This window comes from Pseudomonas sp. VMV1 (assembly GCF_056790235.1).
On sequence record NZ_JBXGSE010000003.1, the window covers coordinates 450,323 to 470,914 of the forward strand.

Annotated in this window: 19 protein-coding genes; 10 read left to right on the plus strand and 9 right to left on the minus strand. The window is 65.1% G+C overall.

Annotation, left to right across the window (positions count from 1 at the left end; translation table 11 throughout):
- Window positions 1–127 precede the first annotated feature (127 nt).
- A complete protein-coding gene (locus tag ACUCV0_RS12145) occupies window positions 128–1,225 on the minus strand; it encodes an FAD-binding oxidoreductase (protein WP_059313043.1) in 1,098 nt (365 codons plus the stop codon).
- 330 nt (window positions 1,226–1,555) lie between these two features.
- Here ACUCV0_RS12145 and gbcA point away from each other — a divergent pair, with 330 nt between their 5' ends.
- The 5 genes from gbcA to ACUCV0_RS12170 all read left to right on the plus strand — a co-directional run bounded on the left by gbcA (window position 1,556) and on the right by ACUCV0_RS12170 (window position 7,559).
- Complete coding sequence (gene gbcA / locus ACUCV0_RS12150) at window positions 1,556–2,848, plus strand: glycine-betaine demethylase subunit GbcA (RefSeq protein ID WP_059313042.1); 1,293 nt, start codon at window positions 1,556–1,558, stop codon at window positions 2,846–2,848.
- Between the two features lie 174 nt (window positions 2,849–3,022).
- The gene (locus ACUCV0_RS12155) at window positions 3,023–4,648 is read left to right on the plus strand and encodes a methyl-accepting chemotaxis protein (protein ID WP_482212804.1); all 1,626 of its coding nucleotides are present in this window, start codon (window positions 3,023–3,025) and stop codon (window positions 4,646–4,648) included.
- 134 nt (window positions 4,649–4,782) lie between these two features.
- Window positions 4,783–6,408: a methyl-accepting chemotaxis protein gene (locus ACUCV0_RS12160; RefSeq protein ID WP_482212805.1), complete on the plus strand. Its 1,626-nt coding sequence runs from the start codon at window positions 4,783–4,785 to the stop codon at window positions 6,406–6,408.
- A gap of 97 nt (window positions 6,409–6,505) precedes the next feature.
- Window positions 6,506–7,138, plus strand: a complete 633-nt coding sequence (locus ACUCV0_RS12165; RefSeq protein ID WP_323148995.1) for an HAD hydrolase-like protein — start codon at window positions 6,506–6,508, stop codon at window positions 7,136–7,138.
- 10 nt (window positions 7,139–7,148) lie between these two features.
- The gene (locus ACUCV0_RS12170; protein ID WP_482212806.1) at window positions 7,149–7,559 is read left to right on the plus strand and encodes a DUF2141 domain-containing protein; all 411 of its coding nucleotides are present in this window, start codon (window positions 7,149–7,151) and stop codon (window positions 7,557–7,559) included.
- A gap of 730 nt (window positions 7,560–8,289) precedes the next feature.
- On the opposite strand, the gene trpA is transcribed toward ACUCV0_RS12170, so the two are convergent.
- Together trpA and trpB are read right to left on the minus strand one after the other, a co-directional pair.
- Window positions 8,290–9,096, minus strand: coding sequence for a tryptophan synthase subunit alpha (trpA, locus tag ACUCV0_RS12175; protein ID WP_482212807.1), 807 nt, complete (start codon window positions 9,094–9,096; stop codon window positions 8,290–8,292).
- Window positions 9,093–10,301: a tryptophan synthase subunit beta gene (gene trpB / locus ACUCV0_RS12180; RefSeq protein ID WP_059313036.1), complete on the minus strand. Its 1,209-nt coding sequence runs from the start codon at window positions 10,299–10,301 to the stop codon at window positions 9,093–9,095. Before trpB ends, trpA begins: the two co-directional genes overlap by 4 nt.
- A 92-nt stretch (window positions 10,302–10,393) precedes the next feature.
- On the opposite strand from trpB, the gene ACUCV0_RS12185 reads away from it, so the two are divergent.
- On the plus strand, window positions 10,394–11,290 hold the full coding sequence (locus tag ACUCV0_RS12185; RefSeq protein WP_482212808.1) for a LysR family transcriptional regulator: 897 nt from the start codon (window positions 10,394–10,396) through the stop codon (window positions 11,288–11,290).
- Between the two features lie 39 nt (window positions 11,291–11,329).
- Here ACUCV0_RS12185 and ACUCV0_RS12190 read toward each other — a convergent pair whose 3' ends face one another.
- Window positions 11,330–11,653: an ElaB/YgaM/YqjD family protein gene (locus tag ACUCV0_RS12190; RefSeq protein ID WP_059313034.1), complete on the minus strand. Its 324-nt coding sequence runs from the start codon at window positions 11,651–11,653 to the stop codon at window positions 11,330–11,332.
- A gap of 221 nt (window positions 11,654–11,874) precedes the next feature.
- Here ACUCV0_RS12190 and ACUCV0_RS12195 point away from each other — a divergent pair, with 221 nt between their 5' ends.
- Together ACUCV0_RS12195 and ACUCV0_RS12200 are read left to right on the plus strand one after the other, a co-directional pair.
- Window positions 11,875–12,090 carry a dodecin gene (locus ACUCV0_RS12195; RefSeq protein WP_482212809.1) on the plus strand — a complete coding sequence of 72 codons (216 nt, stop codon included), beginning with the start codon at window positions 11,875–11,877 and terminating at the stop codon, window positions 12,088–12,090.
- Between the two features lie 40 nt (window positions 12,091–12,130).
- The gene (locus tag ACUCV0_RS12200; protein ID WP_482212810.1) at window positions 12,131–12,358 is read left to right on the plus strand and encodes a DUF1161 domain-containing protein; all 228 of its coding nucleotides are present in this window, start codon (window positions 12,131–12,133) and stop codon (window positions 12,356–12,358) included.
- 87 nt (window positions 12,359–12,445) lie between these two features.
- On the opposite strand, the gene hmpA is transcribed toward ACUCV0_RS12200, so the two are convergent.
- On the minus strand, window positions 12,446–13,615 hold the full coding sequence (hmpA, locus tag ACUCV0_RS12205) for an NO-inducible flavohemoprotein (RefSeq protein ID WP_482212811.1): 1,170 nt from the start codon (window positions 13,613–13,615) through the stop codon (window positions 12,446–12,448).
- Between the two features lie 132 nt (window positions 13,616–13,747).
- Between hmpA and norR the strand changes: the two genes are divergently transcribed.
- The gene (gene norR, locus ACUCV0_RS12210) at window positions 13,748–15,286 is read left to right on the plus strand and encodes a nitric oxide reductase transcriptional regulator NorR (protein WP_313648573.1); all 1,539 of its coding nucleotides are present in this window, start codon (window positions 13,748–13,750) and stop codon (window positions 15,284–15,286) included.
- A gap of 3 nt (window positions 15,287–15,289) precedes the next feature.
- On the opposite strand, the gene ACUCV0_RS12215 is transcribed toward norR, so the two are convergent.
- Complete coding sequence (locus ACUCV0_RS12215; protein WP_059313030.1) at window positions 15,290–16,207, minus strand: choline ABC transporter substrate-binding protein; 918 nt, start codon at window positions 16,205–16,207, stop codon at window positions 15,290–15,292.
- A gap of 19 nt (window positions 16,208–16,226) precedes the next feature.
- Entirely contained in the window at window positions 16,227–17,726 is a 1,500-nt protein-coding gene (betC, locus tag ACUCV0_RS12220) for a choline-sulfatase (protein ID WP_482212974.1), read from the minus strand.
- A 118-nt stretch (window positions 17,727–17,844) separates the two neighbouring features.
- Here betC and ACUCV0_RS12225 point away from each other — a divergent pair, with 118 nt between their 5' ends.
- Complete coding sequence (locus ACUCV0_RS12225) at window positions 17,845–18,831, plus strand: choline sulfate utilization transcriptional regulator (protein ID WP_482212812.1); 987 nt, start codon at window positions 17,845–17,847, stop codon at window positions 18,829–18,831.
- Between the two features lie 9 nt (window positions 18,832–18,840).
- Here the strand turns inward: ACUCV0_RS12225 and gloA2 are convergent, their stop codons facing one another.
- Together gloA2 and ACUCV0_RS12235 are read right to left on the minus strand one after the other, a co-directional pair.
- Window positions 18,841–19,230, minus strand: coding sequence for an SMU1112c/YaeR family gloxylase I-like metalloprotein (gloA2, locus tag ACUCV0_RS12230; protein ID WP_482212813.1), 390 nt, complete (start codon window positions 19,228–19,230; stop codon window positions 18,841–18,843).
- The gene (locus ACUCV0_RS12235; protein WP_482212814.1) at window positions 19,230–20,396 is read right to left on the minus strand and encodes a lactonase family protein; all 1,167 of its coding nucleotides are present in this window, start codon (window positions 20,394–20,396) and stop codon (window positions 19,230–19,232) included. The genes gloA2 and ACUCV0_RS12235 overlap by 1 nt, the downstream gene beginning before the upstream one ends.
- Between the last annotated feature and the right edge of the window lie 196 nt (window positions 20,397–20,592).

Consider the following 20,592-nt stretch of genomic DNA (forward strand, 5'->3'; position numbering starts at 1 on the left):
CGGTTTTCGGGACGCGGTACCGCTAGTTGTAGGTTGGGCTGAGCGCAGCGAAGCCCAACACCACCACGGCACCCTGCCTTGTTGGGCTTCGACAATGAAGCTGTCTCAGCCCAACCTACCCTTGCCCTCAGAACTCGATCTGCACATCCCCCTTCGGAATGCTGCAGCAGGACAGGATGTAGCCTTCGGCTTCATCTTCCTCGGTGATGCCACCATTGTGGTCCATGACCACCTCGCCGCTCTTCTTGAGTACCTTGCAGGTCCCGCAGATGCCCATGCCGCAGGCCTTGGGAATGTGCAGGCCAAGCTTGGCCGCGGCGCCGTGGATGGTCTCGCCGGGGCCGATGTTGATGCTCTTGTCGCTCTCGGTGAAGGAGATCAGGCACTGGGCTTCCAGGGGAATCGGCGGCAGGTCGGCGGCGGCTTCGGCCTGTTCGGCGGCCTCGACCTTGGCTTCCGGCGGCGTCGCACCGAAGGATTCCTCGTGGTAGCGGGTCATGTCGAAGTCCAGCTCGCGGAGCATGGCCTTGACGGCGTTCATGTAGGGCGTGGGGCCGCAGCAGAAGATCTCGCGCTCGCGGAAGTCCGGCGCCATCAGCTCCAGCATGCGGCGATCGAAGTAGCCACGGAAGCCGGCCCAGGATTCGCCGTGCTCGGTACGCTCGCACACCAGGTTCAGGGCGAAGTTGTCGATCCGGGCAGCCATGTGCTCCAGCTCGCCCTGGTAGATGATGTCGCGCGGGGTGCGGGCGCTGTGTACGAAGACCATGTCGACGCTGGCGTTGGTGTCGTAGAACCAGCGCGCCATGGACATCACCGGGGTGATACCGACGCCGCCGGAGAGGTAGAGCACCTTGTCGGCCGGGTAGTCGATGGCGTTGAACAGGCCGACCGGGCCATGCACGGCCAGGTTCTCACCGACCTTGAGGTTGTCGTGCAGCCAGTTGGACACCAGGCCGCCCGGCACGCGCTTGACGGTGATGGAGAAGCTGTAGGGCACCGAAGGTGAACTGGAGATGGTGTAGGAACGCATCACCTGCTTGCCATCGATCTCCAGTTCCAGGGTCACGAACTGGCCCGGCTTGAAGAAGTACATCAGCGGAATTTCGGCCGTGAAGCAGAAGGTGCGCACGTCCCAGGTTTCCTGGATCACCTTGACGCAGCGCACGGGATGGCGGCCATTGGTCCAGGTCTGGGTGGTAACAGGGTTGATGAAAGTGTTCATGGCGCACCTCGACTGCCACTGGGGCTATTGGCGGCGATTCTGTGAGGGCCCCACGACCGCCACTTTCCCAATCGCGACATCCACATGCCGATGGCGACCGGCCCAGCAACGGCAAGGGCTGGGGCGTCGTGAACAGCGTCGGCCATGTCGCCCATGAGCAAGGCCCTCTCCCAGCTCCGGCCCCACACTCCGCCCCAAGCCGAACCTGAACAGCGCGCGACGGGCGAAGTCTGGGATCATTCGGCGCTCCCGCCCCGTCGGCCGAAAAAGCCTTGCAGTACCGTGACCAACCACTTTCGCCACCCATCGCGGTGGCCACGAGGATGTACGATGGACGTCAGCACCTTGAGTTTGGGCGACCCTCTCGATCCGGCCCGCAAGGCCACGGCCGAGATGCTGCGCACCCGCGAGCGCACCTATTCCCTGCCCCAGCCCTTCTACAACGACGAGCGCCTGTTCCAGATCGACATGCAGGAGATCTTCGGCAAGGAATGGCTGATCGCCGGCATGACCTGCGAGATCCCCACCAAGGGCAACTTCATCACCCTGCAGCTGGGTGACAATCCCATCCTGGTGATCCGTGGCGCCGAGGGCAAGATCCACGCCTTCCACAACGTCTGCCGTCACCGCGGCTCGCGCCTCTGCGTGAGCGACAAGGGCAAGGTCGCCAAGCTGGTCTGCCCCTACCACCAGTGGACCTACGAGCTGGACGGCCGCCTGCTGTTCGCCGGCACCGAGATGGGCGCCGACTTCAATATGGCCGACTTCAACCTCAAGCCGATCCACGTCAAGACCGCTGGCGGCTACATCTTCATCTCCCTGGCCGATGAACCGCCGGCCATCGATGACTTCCTGCGTACGCTCGAGCACTACATGGAGCCGTACGACATGGAGAACGCCAAGGTCGCGGTGCGTACCGACCTGGTCGAGCAGGCCAACTGGAAGCTGGTGCTGGAAAACAACCGCGAGTGCTATCACTGCAGCGGCTCCCACCCCGAATTGCTGAACACCCTGCTGGAATGGGACGACGTCACCGATCCGCGTGCCTCCCAGGCGTTCAAGGACCAGGTCGCCGCCTGCACCAGTCGCTGGGACGCCGACAACATCCCCTATGCCCACGCCAGCTTCGGCCTGCGCAACCGCATCGTGCGCATGCCGCTGCTCGCCGGTACCGTGTCCATGACGCTGGACGGCAAGCCCGGCTGCAAGAAACTCATGGGTCGCATCAAGGACCCGGACCTGGGTTCCATGCGCATCCTGCACCTGCCGCACTCCTGGAACCACTGCATGGGCGATCACATGATCGTCTTCACCGTCTGGCCGCTGGGTCCGACCGAGACCGTGGTGACCACCAAGTGGCTGGTACACAAGGATGCCGTGGAAGGCGTCGACTACGATCCGGTCAACCTGCGCAAGGTCTGGGATGCCACCAACGACCAGGATCGTCGCCTGGCCGAGGAAAACCAGCGCGGTATCAACTCCAAGGCCTACCAGCCGGGTCCCTACTCAAAGACTTACGAATTCGGCGTGATCAACTTCATCGACTGGTACAGCGAGCGCCTGCTCAACAACCTCGGCGAAGAGGCGCCAGCCGGCCATTTGCGCCAGGTCAGCGGCGACTGAAGACGGTTGGTCTTTCATCGCCCATGGAGCCGCAAGGGCTCCATGGGCATTTCAATAATCTGTCTTTATGGCAATGCGGTTTTTTGACGCACCCTTATTTCGCGTCTCTATTCTAAAACATCACATAAAGTTGTGAGCCTGGTCACATTTTGTACTCTCTTCCACAGGCTCATCATGACTCTTCGCTCGCTGTCCATCGCTACTCGCAATCTGCTCTGTTTTGGCATTCTTGCGACGCTTGTCGCCGCCCTCGGCTTGTTCGGCTGGTTCCAGTTGGCGCAAATCCGCCAGTTGGGGCACCAGGTAGAACAGCGCCATATTCCCACGCTCGTCGCTGCTAATGATTTGGGACTGCTGCTGGCGCGAACCCGCATCGAAACCCTGCGTCTGCTGGCCATGCCCGATGCCGAAACCCTGGCCAACACCCGCAAGAAGCTGGACGGCCTGAGTACCGACGTCCAGGCCGCCTTCGGGCGCTATCAGCAAGGCGCACTATCGCCACAGAGCCGGCAGGCCCTGGACGATCTGCGCCAGGTGCACCGGGAATACATGCAGGGCGTGCGGCAATTGGCCGACCTGGCCAGTGCCGGCCAGATGGCCGAGGCGCGCCAGGTAGTCCAGCAGAGCATGGCACAGCTGGGTATCCGGATGAATGCCTGCATCGAGACGCTGCGCAACGCGGTTCAGCAGGATATCCATATTGCCAGTACCGAGGCCGATACCGCCTATGAGCGCTCAAACGGCGTGACCGGGCTGGCGATCCTGCTAGCTCTGAGCCTCACCGGGTTGCTCGCCTGGCGTCTGACACGTAGCGTCGCCCGCCCCATCGCCCAGGCAGTGGCGGCAGCCCGTACCATCGCCGCGGGTGATCTGACCCAGGCGCTGGATAGCCGTGGTAGGGACGAGGCGGCTCAGCTGCTGCAGGCCATGCAGCAGATGCAGACCCAGTTGCGCGAGACCCTGGCGCACATTGGCGATTCGGCCACTCAGCTGGCTTCGGCCGCCGAGGAGATGACCGCGGTGACTCAGGAAGGCGCCCACGGCCTGCGCCAGCAGAACAGTGAGATCGAGCTGGCGGCCACCGCCGTCACCGAGATGAGCCAGGCGGTCGAAGAGGTCGCCGGCAATGCCGGCTCGACCTCCACCGCGTCGCGCCAGGCCGCCCAGACGGCGGCCCAGGGCCAGCGCCAGCTGGATGAGACCCTCGGAGCCATCGAAGTCCTCACCGACCAGGTCCTCGGCGCCAGTGCCCAGGCCCGTGAGCTGGAAAGCCAGACTCGCGACATCTGTCAGGTGCTGGACGTGATCCGTGCGGTGGCCGAGCAGACCAATCTGCTGGCGCTCAACGCCGCCATCGAGGCCGCCCGAGCCGGTGAGGCGGGCCGCGGCTTCGCCGTGGTGGCCGACGAGGTACGGGCCCTGGCCAAGCGCACCGGGGACTCGACCAGCGAGATCGAGAAGATGATCGGCAGCATCCAGCAGGGCACTGGCCAGACCGTCGATGCGCTGCTGAGCAGTGCCGATCAGGCACGCCTGACCCGGGAACAGGCCCAGGCGGCCAATGCCGGCCTTGCTGCCATCGCGGGTGCCGTATCCGGCATCGACGAGCGCAACCTGCTGATCGCCAGCGCTGCCGAGCAGCAGGCCCAGGTGGCCCGTGAAGTGGATCGCAACCTGGTACGCATCCGCGACCTCTCGGTGCAGACCGCCGCCGGCGCCGAGCAGACCTACAGTGCCAGCCAGCAGATGGCGGCACTGGCGGATACCCTCAGCGGCCAGGTGCAGCGCTTCCAGTTCTAGTAGCAGATCGAACATGGCGAATGGTCAGCCCGGACGCCGTGTCGGTGCCTAGATCCGATTTAAGACGAATGACCATCAAGTCACGGCGGTCCTAGCCGTTACAAGGGGCCTCAATCTTCACCGGGGCTGCCGCCGTGACCTTTCGTTCCTTCTCCATCGCCATCCGCAGTGTGCTGTGTTTCGGCCTCCTGGCCATCCTCGTGGCCAGTCTGGGCCTGTTCGGGCTGCTGCAACTGTCGCAGATCCGTACCCAGGGTCAGGTAATCGAGACCAACAACGTTCCCAGCATCGTCGAAGCCGATAACCTGGCCCTGCAACTCGCCCGGACCCGAGTCGAGGTACTGCGCCTGCTGGCCATTCCGGACGCCAATACCGTCGTCAACACGCGCAAGAAGATCGACGGCATCAACGCCGACATTGGCGCGGGTTTCGGTCGCTATGAAAAACTCGTCAGCAGCGATCGCGAGCGCCAGGCCTTCGATGCCCTGCGCCAGATCCATGGCGACTATGTCCGCTATACCGCGCAACTGGCCGATCTGATTGGTGCTGGCAAGCTCGACGAAGCCCGCAGCCTGATCCAGACCAGCATGGCCCAGCTCGGTGCGCAGATGAACGAGCGCACCGAAGCCCTGCGCAAGATCAACCAGGAAGACATTAAGGCCGCCTCCCAGAACTCCAGCGACACCTACACCCAGGCCACCTCCATCACCTGGATGGTCATCGCCCTGGCCCTGGGCCTGACCGTGCTGCTGGCCTGGCGCCTGACCCTGAGCATGACCCGGCCCATCGCCGAAGCCGTCGCCGCCGCCCGGACCATCGCCAGCGGCGACCTGACCCAGACCCTGGACACCCGTGGTCACGACGAGGCCGCCCAGTTGCTGCAGGCCATGCAGCAGATGCAGGCCAACCTGCGCGATACCCTGGGTCACCTGGGCCATTCCGCTACTCAGCTGGCCTCGGCCGCCGAGGAAATGACCGCGGTCATGCAGGAAAGCGCCCACGGCCTGCAGCAGCAGAACAGCGAGATCGAGATGGCGGCCACCGCCGTCACCGAGATGAGCCAGGCAGTGGACGAGGTGGCCGGCAATGCCACCTCCACCTCCTCCGAATCGCGCCAGGCCGCCGATACCGCACGTCAGGGCCAGCGTCAGCTCGGCGATACCCTGGGCGCCATCGAGGTACTCACCGAAAACGTACTGGGCGCCAGCGAACAGGCCCGCCAACTGGCCGAACAGACCCGCAACATCAGCCAGGTGCTGGACGTCATCCGCGCGGTCGCCGAACAGACCAACCTGCTGGCGCTCAACGCTGCCATCGAAGCCGCCCGTGCCGGTGATGCCGGTCGGGGGTTCGCCGTGGTCGCCGACGAGGTCCGCGCCCTGGCCCATCGCACCGGCGAGTCCACCCGCGAAATCGAAGGCATGATCGGCAGCATCCAGCAGGGTACCGGCCAGACCGTCGATGCGCTGCTGACCAGCGCCGACCAGGCGCGCCAGACCCGCGAGCAGGCACAGTCGGCCAACGCCGCCCTGGCCGCCATCGCCCAGTCGGTGTCGGGCATAGATGAGCGCAACCTGGTGATCGCCAGCGCGGCCGAAGAGCAGGCCCAGGTGGCCCGCGAGGTGGACCTCAATCTGGTGCGCATCCGCGATCTGTCGGTGCAGACCGCCGCCGGCGCCGAACAGACCCGCGCCGCCAGCCAGCAGCTCTCCGAACTGGCGGTGGAACTCAACGGCCAGATCCGCCGCTTCCGCGTGTGACCTGGCCGGCAGGGACGCTCCTGCCGAACGCGGTCGCGGTGGCAAAACAGAAAGGCGCCCGCTACGCTGGCGCCTTCGCCCACCGCGCCCTTTTCGCATGAGCTACCGCTACGTCATCTTCGACTTCGACGGCACCCTGGCGGACAGCCTGCCCTTTCTGCTGAGCTGCCTCGGCGAGCTGGCGCGGACCCATAGCTTTCGCCAGCCGGCGCCGGAGGAGTGGCCGCAGCTGCGCGCCGCCTCCCTGACCGGCCTGCTCGACAGCCTGGGCATCCCGCTGTGGCGCGTACCGCGGATCGCCCGTCACTATCGCCGCCTGCTGGCCCAGCGGGGCGACCAGGTCGCTCCCTTCGCCGAGATCCCCCAGGCACTCGACCGGTTGCAGACCAGCGGACTGCAGTTGGGGCTGGCGACCTCCAATTCCGCCGCCGCGGTCCACCAGGTACTGCCCCAGGCCGGACATCTGTTCCCCGATGGCGAATTCGATATTCCCCTGCTGGGCAAGGCGCGGCGCCTGGCGCGCCTGATCCGCCGGCAGGGCGTCGCGCCGGCCGATGCGATCTATGTGGGCGACGAGCTACGCGATCTCCAGGCCGCGCGCCGCGCGGGTCTGGGCTGTGCTGCGGTGGCCTGGGGCTATGGTTGCCCGACCACCCTACGAGCGCAGCGCCCCGATCTCTTTTTCGAACAGCCGGCCGAGCTGCTCCGGCTGACGTCCTCTCCCTGCTGAAGGAATGCCCATGAAGTCTCTGTTGCTGGTCGCTGGTCTCTGTCTGAGCGGTGTGCTGCACGCCGCCGAACTGCAGGTGCGAGTGGAGACGGTCGATGCCTCGGGGGGCCAGCTGCTGCTGGCGGTGTTCGCCAGCGAAGACGCCTGGAAGGAACACAAGACGCCCGTGGCCCAGGCCCATATCGCCGCCCAGCCAGGTGTCCAGGAACAGCGCTTCAAACTGCCACCCGGGCGCTATGCCGTATCGGTCATCCACGACAGCAACAGCAACAGCACGCTGGATACCAATTTCATCGGCATGCCCACCGAACAATACGGCTACAGCAACAATCCGCCGCTACGCATGCGCATGGCCACCTTCGAGGAATGTGCCTTCACTCTGCCAGCGGCTGGCCTGCAACAACAGGTGACGCTGCGCTAGCGAGTGGCTTCATGCACAGGCTTCCAAACAGAAAATCAACAGACTTACCCACAGGTCATTTAGCGGCGACGGCTAAGCTACGCGCTGAACAAGAGTGGATAACTCTCTGGGCCTACGCAAGAAATCCCTTGACTTGAGAATATCCCAGGAAACTGGTCATTATTTAATCAATTCTCTGCAAGCCGCGTCAGTCATGGCCTTCAGGACAGAACGAACAACCTATCCACAGGCCTATGCAGCTCTATTGTGGGTTGTGGAAAACCCCCGAAAATGAATTGATCATTTTTTGTACGATCCTCTGCAAGCCTTGCCAACCCTGGCCTACAGGGTGAGTCCCACATCTTTTCCACAGGCACGCACACAGTAGATGTGGGAAACCGGGCAATGGCGGCGTCACTCCGCTCTTCATCCGAGTCGTTCCATATTGGCTATTTTTTGATCGATTTTAGCCTGGCTTCCGTCCCTTGAGTTGCTGACAACTTGCCTAAGGCTTATCCACAGCCTTTACCTGTCAGGCAATGACGGCAAAGGACGCTTTCGTACGCGGGTTGACTGATCTGATCACCGCGTACCGAATTCGATCAACAAGGCAAACCCTGCTGCAGGCCTTCTAGTACGGGCCTTTGCGTCTAGAGCAAACAGACTGCCCACAGAGTTATGCACAGGCCCAGGGTCGTTCAAGCATAAAAAAAGACCGCCTAAGCGGTCTTTTTGAAGCGCAGGTGCATGTTCAACGCGCAGTGCGCACGCTATCCGACAGCTGCTTGCAGAGCCCAAGCACGCCATCGATGGCGGCACCGGAGGATTCGGCTTTGGCGATCTGGTCGACGAAAGCCGAGCCCACCACGACGCCATCGGCAATCCGAGCGATCACCCGGGCCTGTTCCGGGGTGCGGATACCAAAGCCGACCGCCAGGGGCAGGTCGGTAAAGCGGCGCAGACGTGCCACGGCAGCCTCGACATGCTCCGTGGTAGCCGAACCGGCCCCGGTCACGCCGGCGACGGAAACGTAATAGACGAAACCGGAACTGGTATTGAGCACTCGCGGCAGGCGGGCGTCATCGGTGGTCGGCGTGGTCAGGCGAATGAAGTCGATATCGGCGGCCTGGGCGGGCAGGGCCAGCTCGGCGTCATGCTCGGGGGGCAGATCGACCACGATCAGGCCATCCACGCCAGCCTCGGCGGCTTCAGCCAGAAAGCGCTCCACGCCATAGCGGTGAATGGGGTTGTAGTAGCCCATCAGCACCAGTGGTGTCTCCTGCTCTTCGCGGCGGAAGTCACGCACCATTCCCAAGGTCTTGGCCAGGTTCTGGCCACCCTGCAGGGCACGCAGGGCAGCAGCCTGGATGGCCGGACCGTCGGCCATGGGATCGGTGAAGGGCATGCCCAGCTCGATGACGTCGGCACCGGCCGCCGGCAGCCCCTTGAGGATCGCCAGGGCGGTGTCATAGTCCGGGTCGCCTGCGGTGGTGTAGGTGACCAGGGCCGCGCGGCCCTCGGCCTTCAGCGCGGCGAAACGGGTTTCCAGGCGGCTCATAGCTTGTCTCCCAGGTGGCTCATCACGGTCTGCATGTCCTTGTCGCCACGGCCCGAGAGGCAGATCACCATGAGGTGGTCCTTGGGCAGGTGCGGAGCGCGCTTGTAGGCCTCGGCCAGGGCGTGAGCCGTTTCCAGCGCCGGGATGATGCCTTCCAGGCGGCAGGTCTGGTGGAAGGCCTTGAGTGCCTCGTCATCGTTGATCGGCACGTATTCCACGCGCTTCACGTCGTGCAGGTGGGCGTGCTCCGGGCCGATGCCGGGATAGTCCAGGCCAGCGGAAATGGAGTGGGCGTCGATGATCTGGCCATCGTCGTCCTGCAGCAGGAAGGTGCGGTTGCCGTGCAGCACTCCGGGCACCCCGCCGTTGAGGCTGGAGGCATGCTTGTTGGTGTCCACGCCGTGCCCGCCTGCCTCGACGCCGACGATGGCGACGTCGGTGTCATCGAGAAATTCGTGGAACAGGCCCATGGCATTGGAGCCGCCGCCGACGCAGGCGATCAGGCTGTCGGGCAGGCGTCCTTCCTTTTCCAGGATCTGCGCGCGGGTCTCGCGACCGATCACCGCCTGGAAATCGCGGACCATGGCCGGATAGGGGTGCGGACCGGCCACGGTGCCGATCAGGTAGAAGGTGTCGGCAACGTTGGTCACCCAGTCGCGCAGGGCCTCGTTCATGGCGTCCTTGAGGGTGCCGGTACCGGACGTGACCGGAATCACCTCGGCACCCAGCAGCTTCATGCGGAAGACGTTAGCCTGCTGGCGGTCGATGTCGGTGCTGCCCATGTAGATGACGCAGGGCAGGCCGAAGCGCGCGGCGACGGTAGCGGTAGCCACTCCGTGCATGCCGGCACCAGTCTCGGCGATGATGCGGGTCTTGCCCATGCGCTTGGCCAGCAGGATCTGGCCAATGCAGTTGTTGATCTTGTGCGCGCCGGTGTGGTTCAGCTCTTCGCGCTTGAGATAGATCTTGGCGCCGCCGAAGTGCTCGGTCAGGCGCTCGGCGAAGTACAGCGGATTGGGCCGACCGACGTAGTCGCGCTGGAAATAGGCCAGCTGCTCGAGAAACGCCGGATCTTCCATGGCGGTCTCGTATTCGCGCTGCAGATCGAGGATCAGCGGCATCAGGGTTTCGGCGACATAGCGGCCACCGAACTGGCCGAACATGCCTTGAGCGTCGGGGCCCTGGCGATAAGCGGTCTGGGTCATGGGATTCTCCTGCGAAGATGGATCTACCTTACCTGCTTGAGTGCTGGCGATAAATCGATAAGATCGCGATGACCTGTCAGGAAACCTCACAGATGAGCGATCCCCGCGACTTACCACCCCTGAATGCCCTGCGCGCCTTCGAGGCCACTGCCCGCCTGGGCGGAATGAGTCGTGCAGGTGACGAGCTGCATGTGACCCATGGAGCCGTGAGCCGGCAAATACGTGCGCTGGAGGAACAGCTGGGCGTGGCCTTGTTCCGTCGCGAGGGCCGCGGCCTGGCGCTGACCGAGGCCGGGCTGAGATTGCGCGAGGTGAGTGGCGATGTCTTCGAGCGGCTGCGCGAGGTCTGCGCCGAACTCAAGGCCGGCAATCGCCAGGGGCCCTTCGTGCTGGGTTGCCCCGGCAGTCTGGTGGCGCGCTGGTTCATTCCACGGCTGGATCGGCTCAATAAGGATCTGCCGGAGTTGCATTTGCACCTGTCGACCCGTACCGACGACACCCCCCTCGCCGCCGCCGGCCTGGACGCCAGCCTGCTGTTCACCGAAAGCGCGCCACCACAGGACGTCATGCCCTACCACCTGGCGCCTGAGCGCATCGGCCCGGTACTGAGCCCCTACTGCCCGGCCTATCTGAGACTCAAGGAAGGCGACCTCTCGGCGCTGTTGGCGGAGCGGCTGCTGCACACCCTGTCGCGGCCCCAGGCCTGGCCACAGTGGTTCGCCACCCAGGGCCTGGAAACGCCGGCACTGGAATACGGGCAGGGTTTCGAGCACCTCTATTACCTGCTGGAGGCGGCGTTGTCGGGACTGGGGGTAGCGATCGCGCCGGAGCCACTGGTGGCGGCGGATCTCAAGGCGGGGCGACTGGTCGCGCCCTGGGGTTTCGCCGGGACCGGTGCGGAATTGGCGCTATGGGCGCCTGGCCGGTTGGCGGATGAGCGGGTGGAACGGTTGGCGGCTTGGCTCAGACGGGAGCTGGCCGGGTCCTGAGGCCAAAGGCATCCCGGCCGGGATGCCTTTGGCAGGCGATCAGTTGTCGCCGCGCAGCAGCGCCCAGCCGACCAGGATGGTCACGCCGGCGGCAATGCCAACGGTGGCCCAGGGATGTTCGCGGGCGACACCACCAGCGGCCCGGCCATACTGGCGGGTCAGGCGGCGCACGTCGTCATAGACCTCTTCCAGCGAATCACCCGAGTGATGCAGGGCTTCGCGAGCGGTGCTCTTGAAGGTGTTCAGACCGCTGCGGGATTCGCGAGCGGCATTCTTCTTCAACGATGCCAGCGAGTCGAGCAGGCTGTTGATTTCGTTCTCGATGCCGGCGATGGACGCTTGGTAATCGGTGTTACGGGCCATGACAACCTCCTGAGGTGGACGGATTCAGGAAATGTGACTACCGAGCCGTTGGAAAGTGCAGCATAAAGCCCTGGGCTGGCACCTGGGCAGTGAACTTATCAGGACTTTTCGCGGCCTCAAATGACAGCGGCACCCTTCCCGGCGAGTCGACCGCGACACCGGTCAACCGGTAGCCGGCCACCGGCTGCAACGCCCGTCATTGCTGACCCAGGAGACTGTTCATGTCCGATCATCACACCTACAAGAAGCTGGAAATCGTTGGCTCCTCCGCTACCAGCGTCGAGGACGCCATCAACAACGCACTCGCCGAGACCTCCAAGTCGGTGAAGAACCTCGAGTGGTTCGAAGTGGGCGAGATCCGTGGCCATATCCAGGATGCCAAGGTAGCCCACTACCAGGTCACCCTGAAGATCGGCTTCCGTATCGAAGCCAGCTGAGCTGATACCCCTTTCCTCCCCGAGCAAAAGGACAGGCAAGATGCGTAAAGTCGTGATCACCGTCGGTTTGTTGGCCCTGAGCGGCGGTGCCTTCGCCGCTGGCACCTCGTGCGACACGGTCAAGGCCGATATCGATGCCAAGCTGCGGGCCAAGCAGGTGGCGCACTACAGTCTTGAGGTGGTGGACAAGGGCAGTGCCAGCGCTTCCGCCAAGGTGGTGGGCAGTTGCGAAGGTGGTAGCAAGGAAATCGTCTACCAGCGTCGCTAAACCCTGGCTAAAAGGTGCCGCCATTGGGTGGCATCCTTGAGCACTTGGCAAAACGCCCGCGGCCAACTGGCTGCGGGCGTTTCATTTTCAGAGCTCCGCCGCGGGCCCGAAGAACTCGTGGCGAATCTGCTGCTCCGGTACGCCCAGTTCCAGCAGGTCACGGCGTACCTGGGCCATGAACGGCTGTGGGCCAAGTATATAGGCGTCCAGGTCGCGGGCCTTGGGCAGCCAGCGCTGCAGGCGCGTCTTGTCCAGTCGCGAAGCGAAGGCTTCCTCGGCTACCGGCTCGCTGTAGCAGAAGTAAAGCTGCAGTTGCGGATGATGGGCGGCCTGCTCTTCGAGCCAGTGACCGAAGGCCTGCACCCCGACATGGCGGGTACAGTGAATCAGCTGGATTGGTCGCCCGCTCGGCAGGGCCGCCGACACCATGGGCAGCAGTGGCGTGATGCCGACGCCTCCGGCGATCAGCAGCAGAGGCTTGGTTGACGCCTGCAGGACGAACTCGCCAGCAGGCGTAAAGACCTGCAACACGGTGCCTTCATGGGCCTCGGTGTGCAGGAAGCGCGAGACCAGGCCACCCGGCTGATGCTTGACGCTGATGCGATAGCCCTGACCCTCACTGGTCGCCGAGATCGAATAGTTGCGCCGGTACTCGACGCCGTCCAGGGTGACGCTCAGGCCCAGATACTGGCCGGGCTGGGCGATGCTGGTCGGCAGGCCGTCCACCGGTTCCAGGTAGAAGGAGCTGATCTCTTCGCTTTCCGGCTCGATCCGCGCGATGCGGAACGGGCGTCCGCCGCGCCAGCCTCCAGGCGCGTCGGCCTGGGCCGCATAGCGCTGCTCTTCGGCGCCGATCAGCAGATTGGCCAACTGGCCATAGGCTGCGGCCCAGGCGTCGATCACCGCATCGGTGGCCACCTCGGTGCCCAGCACCTCGCGAATGCTCTGCAGCAGGGCGATGCCCACCAGCGGATAGTGATCCGGCTGGACCTGCAGGGAGACGTGCTTGTTGACGATCTGCTCGACCAGCGGTCCCAGGGTATCCAGGCGATCGATGTAGCGAGCGTACATCAGCACTGCCCGGGCCAAGGCCCGCGCCTGGGCACCGCTGGCCTGGTGGGCACCGTTGAACAGCGGACGGATCTCGGGGTTGTTGTTCAGCAATTTGTCGTAGAAGTGCCGGGTCAGGGCTTCACCGCCGGTTTCCAGCAGAGGAACGGTGGCCTTGATGATGGCTTGTTGCTCGGATGACAGCATGGCAGGGTTCTCCAAAACAGGACTGCCCTGGCCGTATCACGAGTCGTGCCAGCTAAAAACCTGCGCTAGATCAGGCCTTTGCCCAGTCGAGCGGTCATAATGACCAGGTCCCCATGACTCGCCGAGGTCAAATTGACTCGTCCCACCCTGCTCGATGTGATGGTGCCGCTGGTGGCGGATCTGGCCCGCGATCTGCCCGATCAGCAGCGCTATGCCAGCCTGCTCGATGCCCTGCGCCAGGTGCTGACTTTCGATGCGGTGGCCTTGCTGCGCCTGGACGGCGAGGTGCTGGTGCCCCTGGCGGTGCGTGGCCTGAATGCCGATACCCTGGGACGCCGCTTCAAGGTCGGCGAGCATCCCCGCCTGGCGCTGCTGCTGGCGAGCCGCACCCCAACCCGCTTCGCCGCCGACTGCGACCTGCCCGATCCCTACGACGGCCTGGTGGAAGGCGTGCACGGGCACCTGGAGGTTCATGACTGCCTGGGCTGTCCACTCTATGTGCAGGACCAGCTCTGGGGACTGCTGACCCTGGATTCGCTGCGGGCGCAGAATGCCCGCCCCGAGGATCTCACCACCCTCGCCGCCTTCGCCGGCCTGGCCGCCGCCACCGTGGCCGCCGCCGAGCGCATCGGCCAGTTGTCCGCCCGCATCGTCAGCGAGCACGAGTTGACCGTGGCCTACCAGCAATCGGTGGGGCATCAGCGGCCCCGCGAACTCATCGGCCAGAGTCCGGCCAGCCTGCGGCTGCGCCAGGAGATCGAGACCGTGGCGGCCAGCGACCTGACGGTGCTCATCACCGGCGAAACCGGGGTCGGCAAGGAACTGGTGGCCGAGGCGGTGCATGCGCGCTCCCTGCGCCAGCAGCGGCCGCTGATCAGCCTCAACTGCGCGGCCCTGCCCGAGGCGCTGGTGGAAAGCGAACTCTTCGGCCATGTGCGCGGCGCCTTTTCCGGCGCGGTCAGCGAGCGCCGCGGGCGTTTCGAACTGGCCGACGGCGGTACCCTGTTTCTCGACGAGGTCGGCGAATTGCCCCTGACGGTGCAGGCCAAGCTGCTACGGGTGCTGCAGAGCGGCCAGCTGCAGCGCCTGGGCTCGGATCGCGATCTCAAGGTGGACGTACGCATCATCGCCGCCACCAATCGCGACCTGGCCGAAGCCGTGCGTGACGGGCGCTTTCGTGCCGATCTCTATCACCGCCTGAGCGTCTACCCCCTGGCGGTACCCGCCTTGCGCGAGCGCGGGCGCGACGTCCTGCTGCTGGCGGGCTTCTACCTGGAACAGAATCGCGCGCGACTGGGGCTGCGCGGCCTGCGGCTGACCCCTGCGGCGCAGCGCATCCTGCTGGCCTACGATTGGCCCGGTAATGTGCGCGAGCTCTCCCACCTCATCAGTCGCGCGGCGCTCAAGGCCCATGCCGGCAGCGCGGAGCGTGGCGGCATTCTGACCCTGGACGGCGAGCAACTCGGCCTGCCGCTGGATGCCGCGCCCCTGCCCAGTGACGATCCCGTGGTCCCCGCCACCTCTCTGCGCGACGCCACCGACGCCTTCCAGCGCCAGACCATCACCCTGGCCCTGGAGCAGCATGGCCAGAACTGGACCCTGGCCGCCGCCGCCCTGGGGCTGGACCGCGCCAACCTCGCCCGCCTGGCGCGCCGGCTCGGTCTCAGGTAGCCCTCAGAGGGCTTTCTGCACCGCTGGCAGGCCGGGCTGGCCGTCGCGGGTGGTGACCCCCTGCAGCCAGGGCTCCAGCACCTGGGGATGGGCCTTGAGCCAGGCCTTGGCGGCGGTGTCATAGCTGCCGCCCTTGTCCCGTGCGGCGCTCATGATGGCGTTTTCCATGTCCAGGGTGAATTTCATGTTGGTCAGCAGTCGGGCCGGATTGGGGCACTGCTCGGCGTAGCCCTTGCGTGTCAGGGTGTTCACCGTACCGGCGGTACCAAAGTACTTGTCACCCCCGGTCAGGTACTTGATCGGGTAGTCGACGTTCATGGGGTGCGGGGTCCAGCCAAGGAAGACCACCCACTTGTCACGCTTCACCGCGCGCCCTACCTGGGACAGCATGGCCTGTTCGCTGGACTCCACCAGCTGCCAGCTGCCCAGGCCGAATTCGTTGTCCTGGATGATCTTCTGCAACGACTGGTTGGCCGGCGCACCGGCCCCGATGCCGTAGATCTTCTTGCCGAACTTGTCGGCATGCTTGGCCAGATCGTCGAAGCTCTTCACCCCGCCCTCCCAGACGTAGGTGGGCACGGCCAGGGTGAATTCGGTACCGACCAGGTTCTGCGCCAGCTCGGTCACCTGGCCGGTCTTCACGAACTGGTCATAGTGCGCCTGCTGTGCCGGCATCCAGTTGCCGAGGAAGGCGTCCACCTGCCCGTTGCGCATGCCGCCGTAGATGATCGGCACCGCCAGGGTATCGACCTTGCTGGTGTAGCCCAGCGCCGTCAGCACCGCCCCGGTGAGGGCATTGGTGGCGGCGATGTCACTCCAGCCCGGATCGGCCAGGCGAACCGTTCCGCAGGCCTGATCCTCGGCCTGGGCCGACAGGCTGACCAGGGCCAGCGTGAACGTAGCGATGATTCCGTGTTTCATGGCCGTTCTCCATAGCGGTTCAGGGTTGAGGGTAGCGCGCGCGACGCTCCAGGTCGTCGAGATCGATGTGATTGCGCATGTATTGCTGGCTGGCATCGATGAAGGGCTGGTGATCCCAGCTGGTCCGCTCGCCCTGCTCCAGGGCCGTCGCGACGAAGCGCCGCCGCCGCTGGCTGGCCAGTACCTCGCCGTGCAGGCGCTCCAGATCCCAGCGCTGGCGGACCTCGTCCTGGAAGCTGGCGAGCAGCTCGGCGTAATCGGCGCTGGCGGCCAGGTTCTCGCGCTCCAGCGGATCGTTCTGCAGATCGAACAGCAGCGGCGGGTCCAGTTCGCAGTGGATGTACTTGTAGGGGCCGCGGCGGATCATCAGCAGCGGGCTGACGGTGCCCTCGGCCAGGTATTCGCCGATGACCTCGTCATGCCCTTCCCGCCCTTCGAGGTGCGGCAGCAGCGAGCGCCCGTCCAGCGGCAGCTCGGCCGGCAACTGGCCGCCGGCCAGCTCGACGAAGGTCGGCAGCAGATCCATCGTCGAGACCGACGCCTGCACCCGCGCCGGGGCGAAACGTCCGGGCGCATGGATCAGCAGCGGTACCCGCGCAGCCATCTCGAACCAGTGCATCTTGTACCAGAGCCCGCGCTCGCCGAGCATATCGCCGTGATCGCCGGAGAAGACGATCACCGTATCGTCGGCGAGACCGCACTCCTCCAGAGTCTTGAGCAGGTGGCCGACCTGGGCGTCGACATAGCTGCAGGCGCCATAGTAGGCCTGGCGGGCGTCACGGATCTTGGCCTCGGGCAGCGGCTTGTCCCAGAGATCGATCACCTTGAGCAGGCGCTGGCTGTGGGGGTCCTGCTCGGCCTGGGGAATGGCGCTGTCCGGCAGGGGGATGTCGACGTCGTTGTACAGGTCCCAGTACTCCCGCGGAATGGTGTAGGGATCGTGGGGGTGGGTCAGGGACACGGTCAGGCAGAACGGCTTGTCGTCGCCACGGCGCACGTGATCGTAGAGATACTGGCGCGCCTTGAAGACCACCTCCTCGTCGAAATCCAGCTGGTTGGTGCGCACGCAGGGCCCGGCCTGCAGCACCGAGGACATGTTGTGGTACCAGCTCGGGCGCACGTCCGCTTCGTCCCAGTTCACCGCCCAGCCATAGTCGGCGGGATAGATGTCGCTGGTCAGGCGCTCTTCGTAGCCGTGCAGCTGATCCGGTCCGCAGAAGTGCATCTTGCCCGAGAGCGCCGTGCGATAGCCGAGGCGGCGCAGGTGGTGGGCATAGGTGGGGATATCGGCGGCGAAGTCGGCGGCGTTGTCGTAGCCGCCGATCTTCGACGGCAGCTGGCCGCTCACCAGAGTGAAGCGCGAGGGCGCGCACAGCGGGCTGTTGCAGTAGGCGGAATCGAACACCACGGCGCGCTCGGCCAGGCGTTGCAGATTTGGCAGCTTGATCGGCGAGGCGGCGTCGTACAGCGGCAGGACGGGTGCCGCCATCTGGTCGGCCATGAGAAAGAGGATGTTCATCGGCTTGGACAAGATCGCCTCCGCTTCGGATCAGGGTTGCTTATGGGTGGTCCATCATCCGATGCCAGGAAAATCACGTGAAGGGCATAGGAGATGATGTTTCGGATAAGCTGGGCTTATGTCTGAACATCGCGGGGATTTCACCTTGGACGCCACCACGCCTGCCGACCGCCCTGCCCTGGCGCTGGACAGCCTGCGCACCTTCGAGGTGGTGGCACGCCGCCTGAGCTTTACCGCGGCGGCCAGCGAACTGGGTACCACCCAGCCGGCGATCAGCCAGCAGATCAAGCGTCTGGAAGCCCAGTTGCAGGTCCGGCTGTTCGACCGGGTCCATCGTGGCATCCTGCTCACCGAGGCCGGGCGGGTACTGCAGGAATATGTGGAAGCCGGACTCGCCACCCTGGACGAAGGGGTACGCCTGGTCACCGCCCGGCCCGCCCATGAAGTCCTGCAGGTGGCTACCGACTTCGCCTTCGCCGCCTATTGGCTGTTGCCCCGCCTGCCGCGCTTTCATGCCCGCCACCCGGAGCTGGACGTCAGCCTGGTCACCAGCGATCGAGTCCCCCTGCCCGGCCCCGAGATCGACATCACCCTGGGCTTCGGCGATGGCCGCTTCAAGCATGGCGAGGCCTGGCCGCTGTTTCGCGAGGAAGTCTTTCCGGTGTGCAGTCCGCGGCTGCTGCAGGGGCGGCAGCCACCCCTACCCACGGCGGAACTGGGGCGCTGGCCGCTGCTGCACCTCAAGGCGGCGCCCAACAGCCGCTGGTACGACTGGAAGACCCTGCTGCCGGCGCTGGAGCTGGCCGCCCTGCCCCCGGCACCCGCCGGTGCGGTGCTGAGCTTCGACAACTACACCCTGGTGATCCAGGCCGCCATCGCCGGCCAGGGCCTGGCGATCGGCTGGCGTCATCTGGTGGACGACTTGCTGCAACAGGAGTTGCTCTGTCGTCCCTTCAGCGGGATCGCCACGTCGCGCTATGGCTATTACGCCATCCTGCCCGAGCGCAAGCGGCGCCAGCGACTGGTACAGCGCTTTCTGGACTGGCTGCTGGAAGAGCTGGAGGCGCCGCGCGAGTCACTGGCCGGCGCGCGGCTGGCGACCTGACCACAGCACTCAGCGCTCGTAGACTTCCAGCGGCAGATCGTCCGGGTCGGCGAAGAAGGTGAATCTCTTGCCGGTCAGCTCGTCGGTGCGGATCGGCTCGGTGACCACGCCATGGCCCTGCAGGTGGGCGACGGTGGCGTCCAGGTCGGCCACGGCGAAGGCCAGGTGGCGCAAGCCCTGGGCCTCCGGGCGCGAGGGTCGCGGCGGAGCATCGGGAAAGGAAAACAGCTCCAGCTGGGCATGCTCGCCCACCGCCAGATCCAGCTTCCAGGAGCGCCGGGCCTCGCGATAGGTCTCGGCGATCACCGACAGGCCGAGGATCTCGGTGTAGAAGTGCCGGGAGCGTTCATAGTCGGCGCAGATCAGCGCCACGTGGTGCAGACGGTCGAAAGGGGTCATCAGGGTACCGCGACGAATTTGAGGTCGGACGGGGCACCGACGTCCAGGCTCTGCAGTTCATCGCCGAGCTTGCCGCTGTCGGGATCGCGGGCGAAGACCTTGAGCTGGTTGGATTTCTGGTTGGCTACCAGCAGGTACCGCCCGGACGGATCGATGGCGAATTCCCGCGGCGATAGGCCATTGACCGAATGGCGCTCGACAAAGGTCAGGGTGCCGTCGGGATTGACCGCGAACACGGCAAGCTGGTTGTCCGTGCCACGGCTGGCGACGTAGAGGAAGCGTCCGTCGCCGGACAGGTGCAAGGCCCCAGCGTCACGCTCGCCAACGAATTCCTGGGGCGTCAGGCTGTAGCTCTGCAGCTGGCGCAGCATGCCATCCTGGTGAGCGAAGGCCATGACCTGTCCGGCCAGCTCCAGGGTCAGATAGGCATAGCGGCCATCAGCGCTGAACACCAGGTGGCGCGGGCCGCTGCCTTCCGGCACCGGGACGAACGGCGTCTCGGCGGCCACCAGCGGCCGCTCCGGCTGCTGCGGCAGATAGCGATAGATGAACACCTTGTCGGCGCCCAGATCCGGGGCGAAGACGAAGCGGCCATCCGGGGTAGTCACGGCGGCATGCACATGGCTGGACTGCTGGCGCGGGTGCTGTTCGCTGGGCTGGTGGAATTCGATCTGCGCCACCGGGCTGAGCACGCCACCGTCCTGGATCGGCAGCACCGCCAGGGAGCCTTCCGGCAGGCTGGAGTAGTTGGCCACGAACAGGTACTTGCCATCGTTGCTCAGACTGGAATGGGTCGGCTCGTCGCCCAGGCTCTTGACCTGGCTGATCTGCTGCAACCGGCCATTGCCCGGCTCGAAACGATAGGAGGTAACCCGGCCGATGGTATCGCCGTTCGAGCCCCGGCCATTCTCGTTGACCGCGAACAGGGTCCGGCCATCACGCGACAGGGTGAGGAAGGATGGATTGGAGGCCTTGACGATGCGCAGCGGGCCGTCGATCTGGCCGTTGCGGCTGTTGAAGCGATAGACATACAGGCCCTGGCTGCTGCCCCCGGTGTAGCTGCCGACCAGCAGATTGAACAGACCAGGTTCGGCGCGCGCAGTAGCGCCATGCCCCACGAGCAGGGCGAACAGGGCCAGCGGCAGCAGACGGGGCAGAGCTCTCATGGGAAATCCTTGGCGAGCGATTGGCGTTGAGACCGATGGAAGGCGGCCCGGTTTCCCTGGCGCTCGAAAGCGAAGGACGGCCGCGCGGCGGCTATTCTACTGAAATCCGGGCTGGCACTGTGCCAGAGGGAGGGCTCCAGATGTCGATTGCCGCCGCCCGCGTGACGGCTACAACCGAGGCGGTCAGCCAGAGACG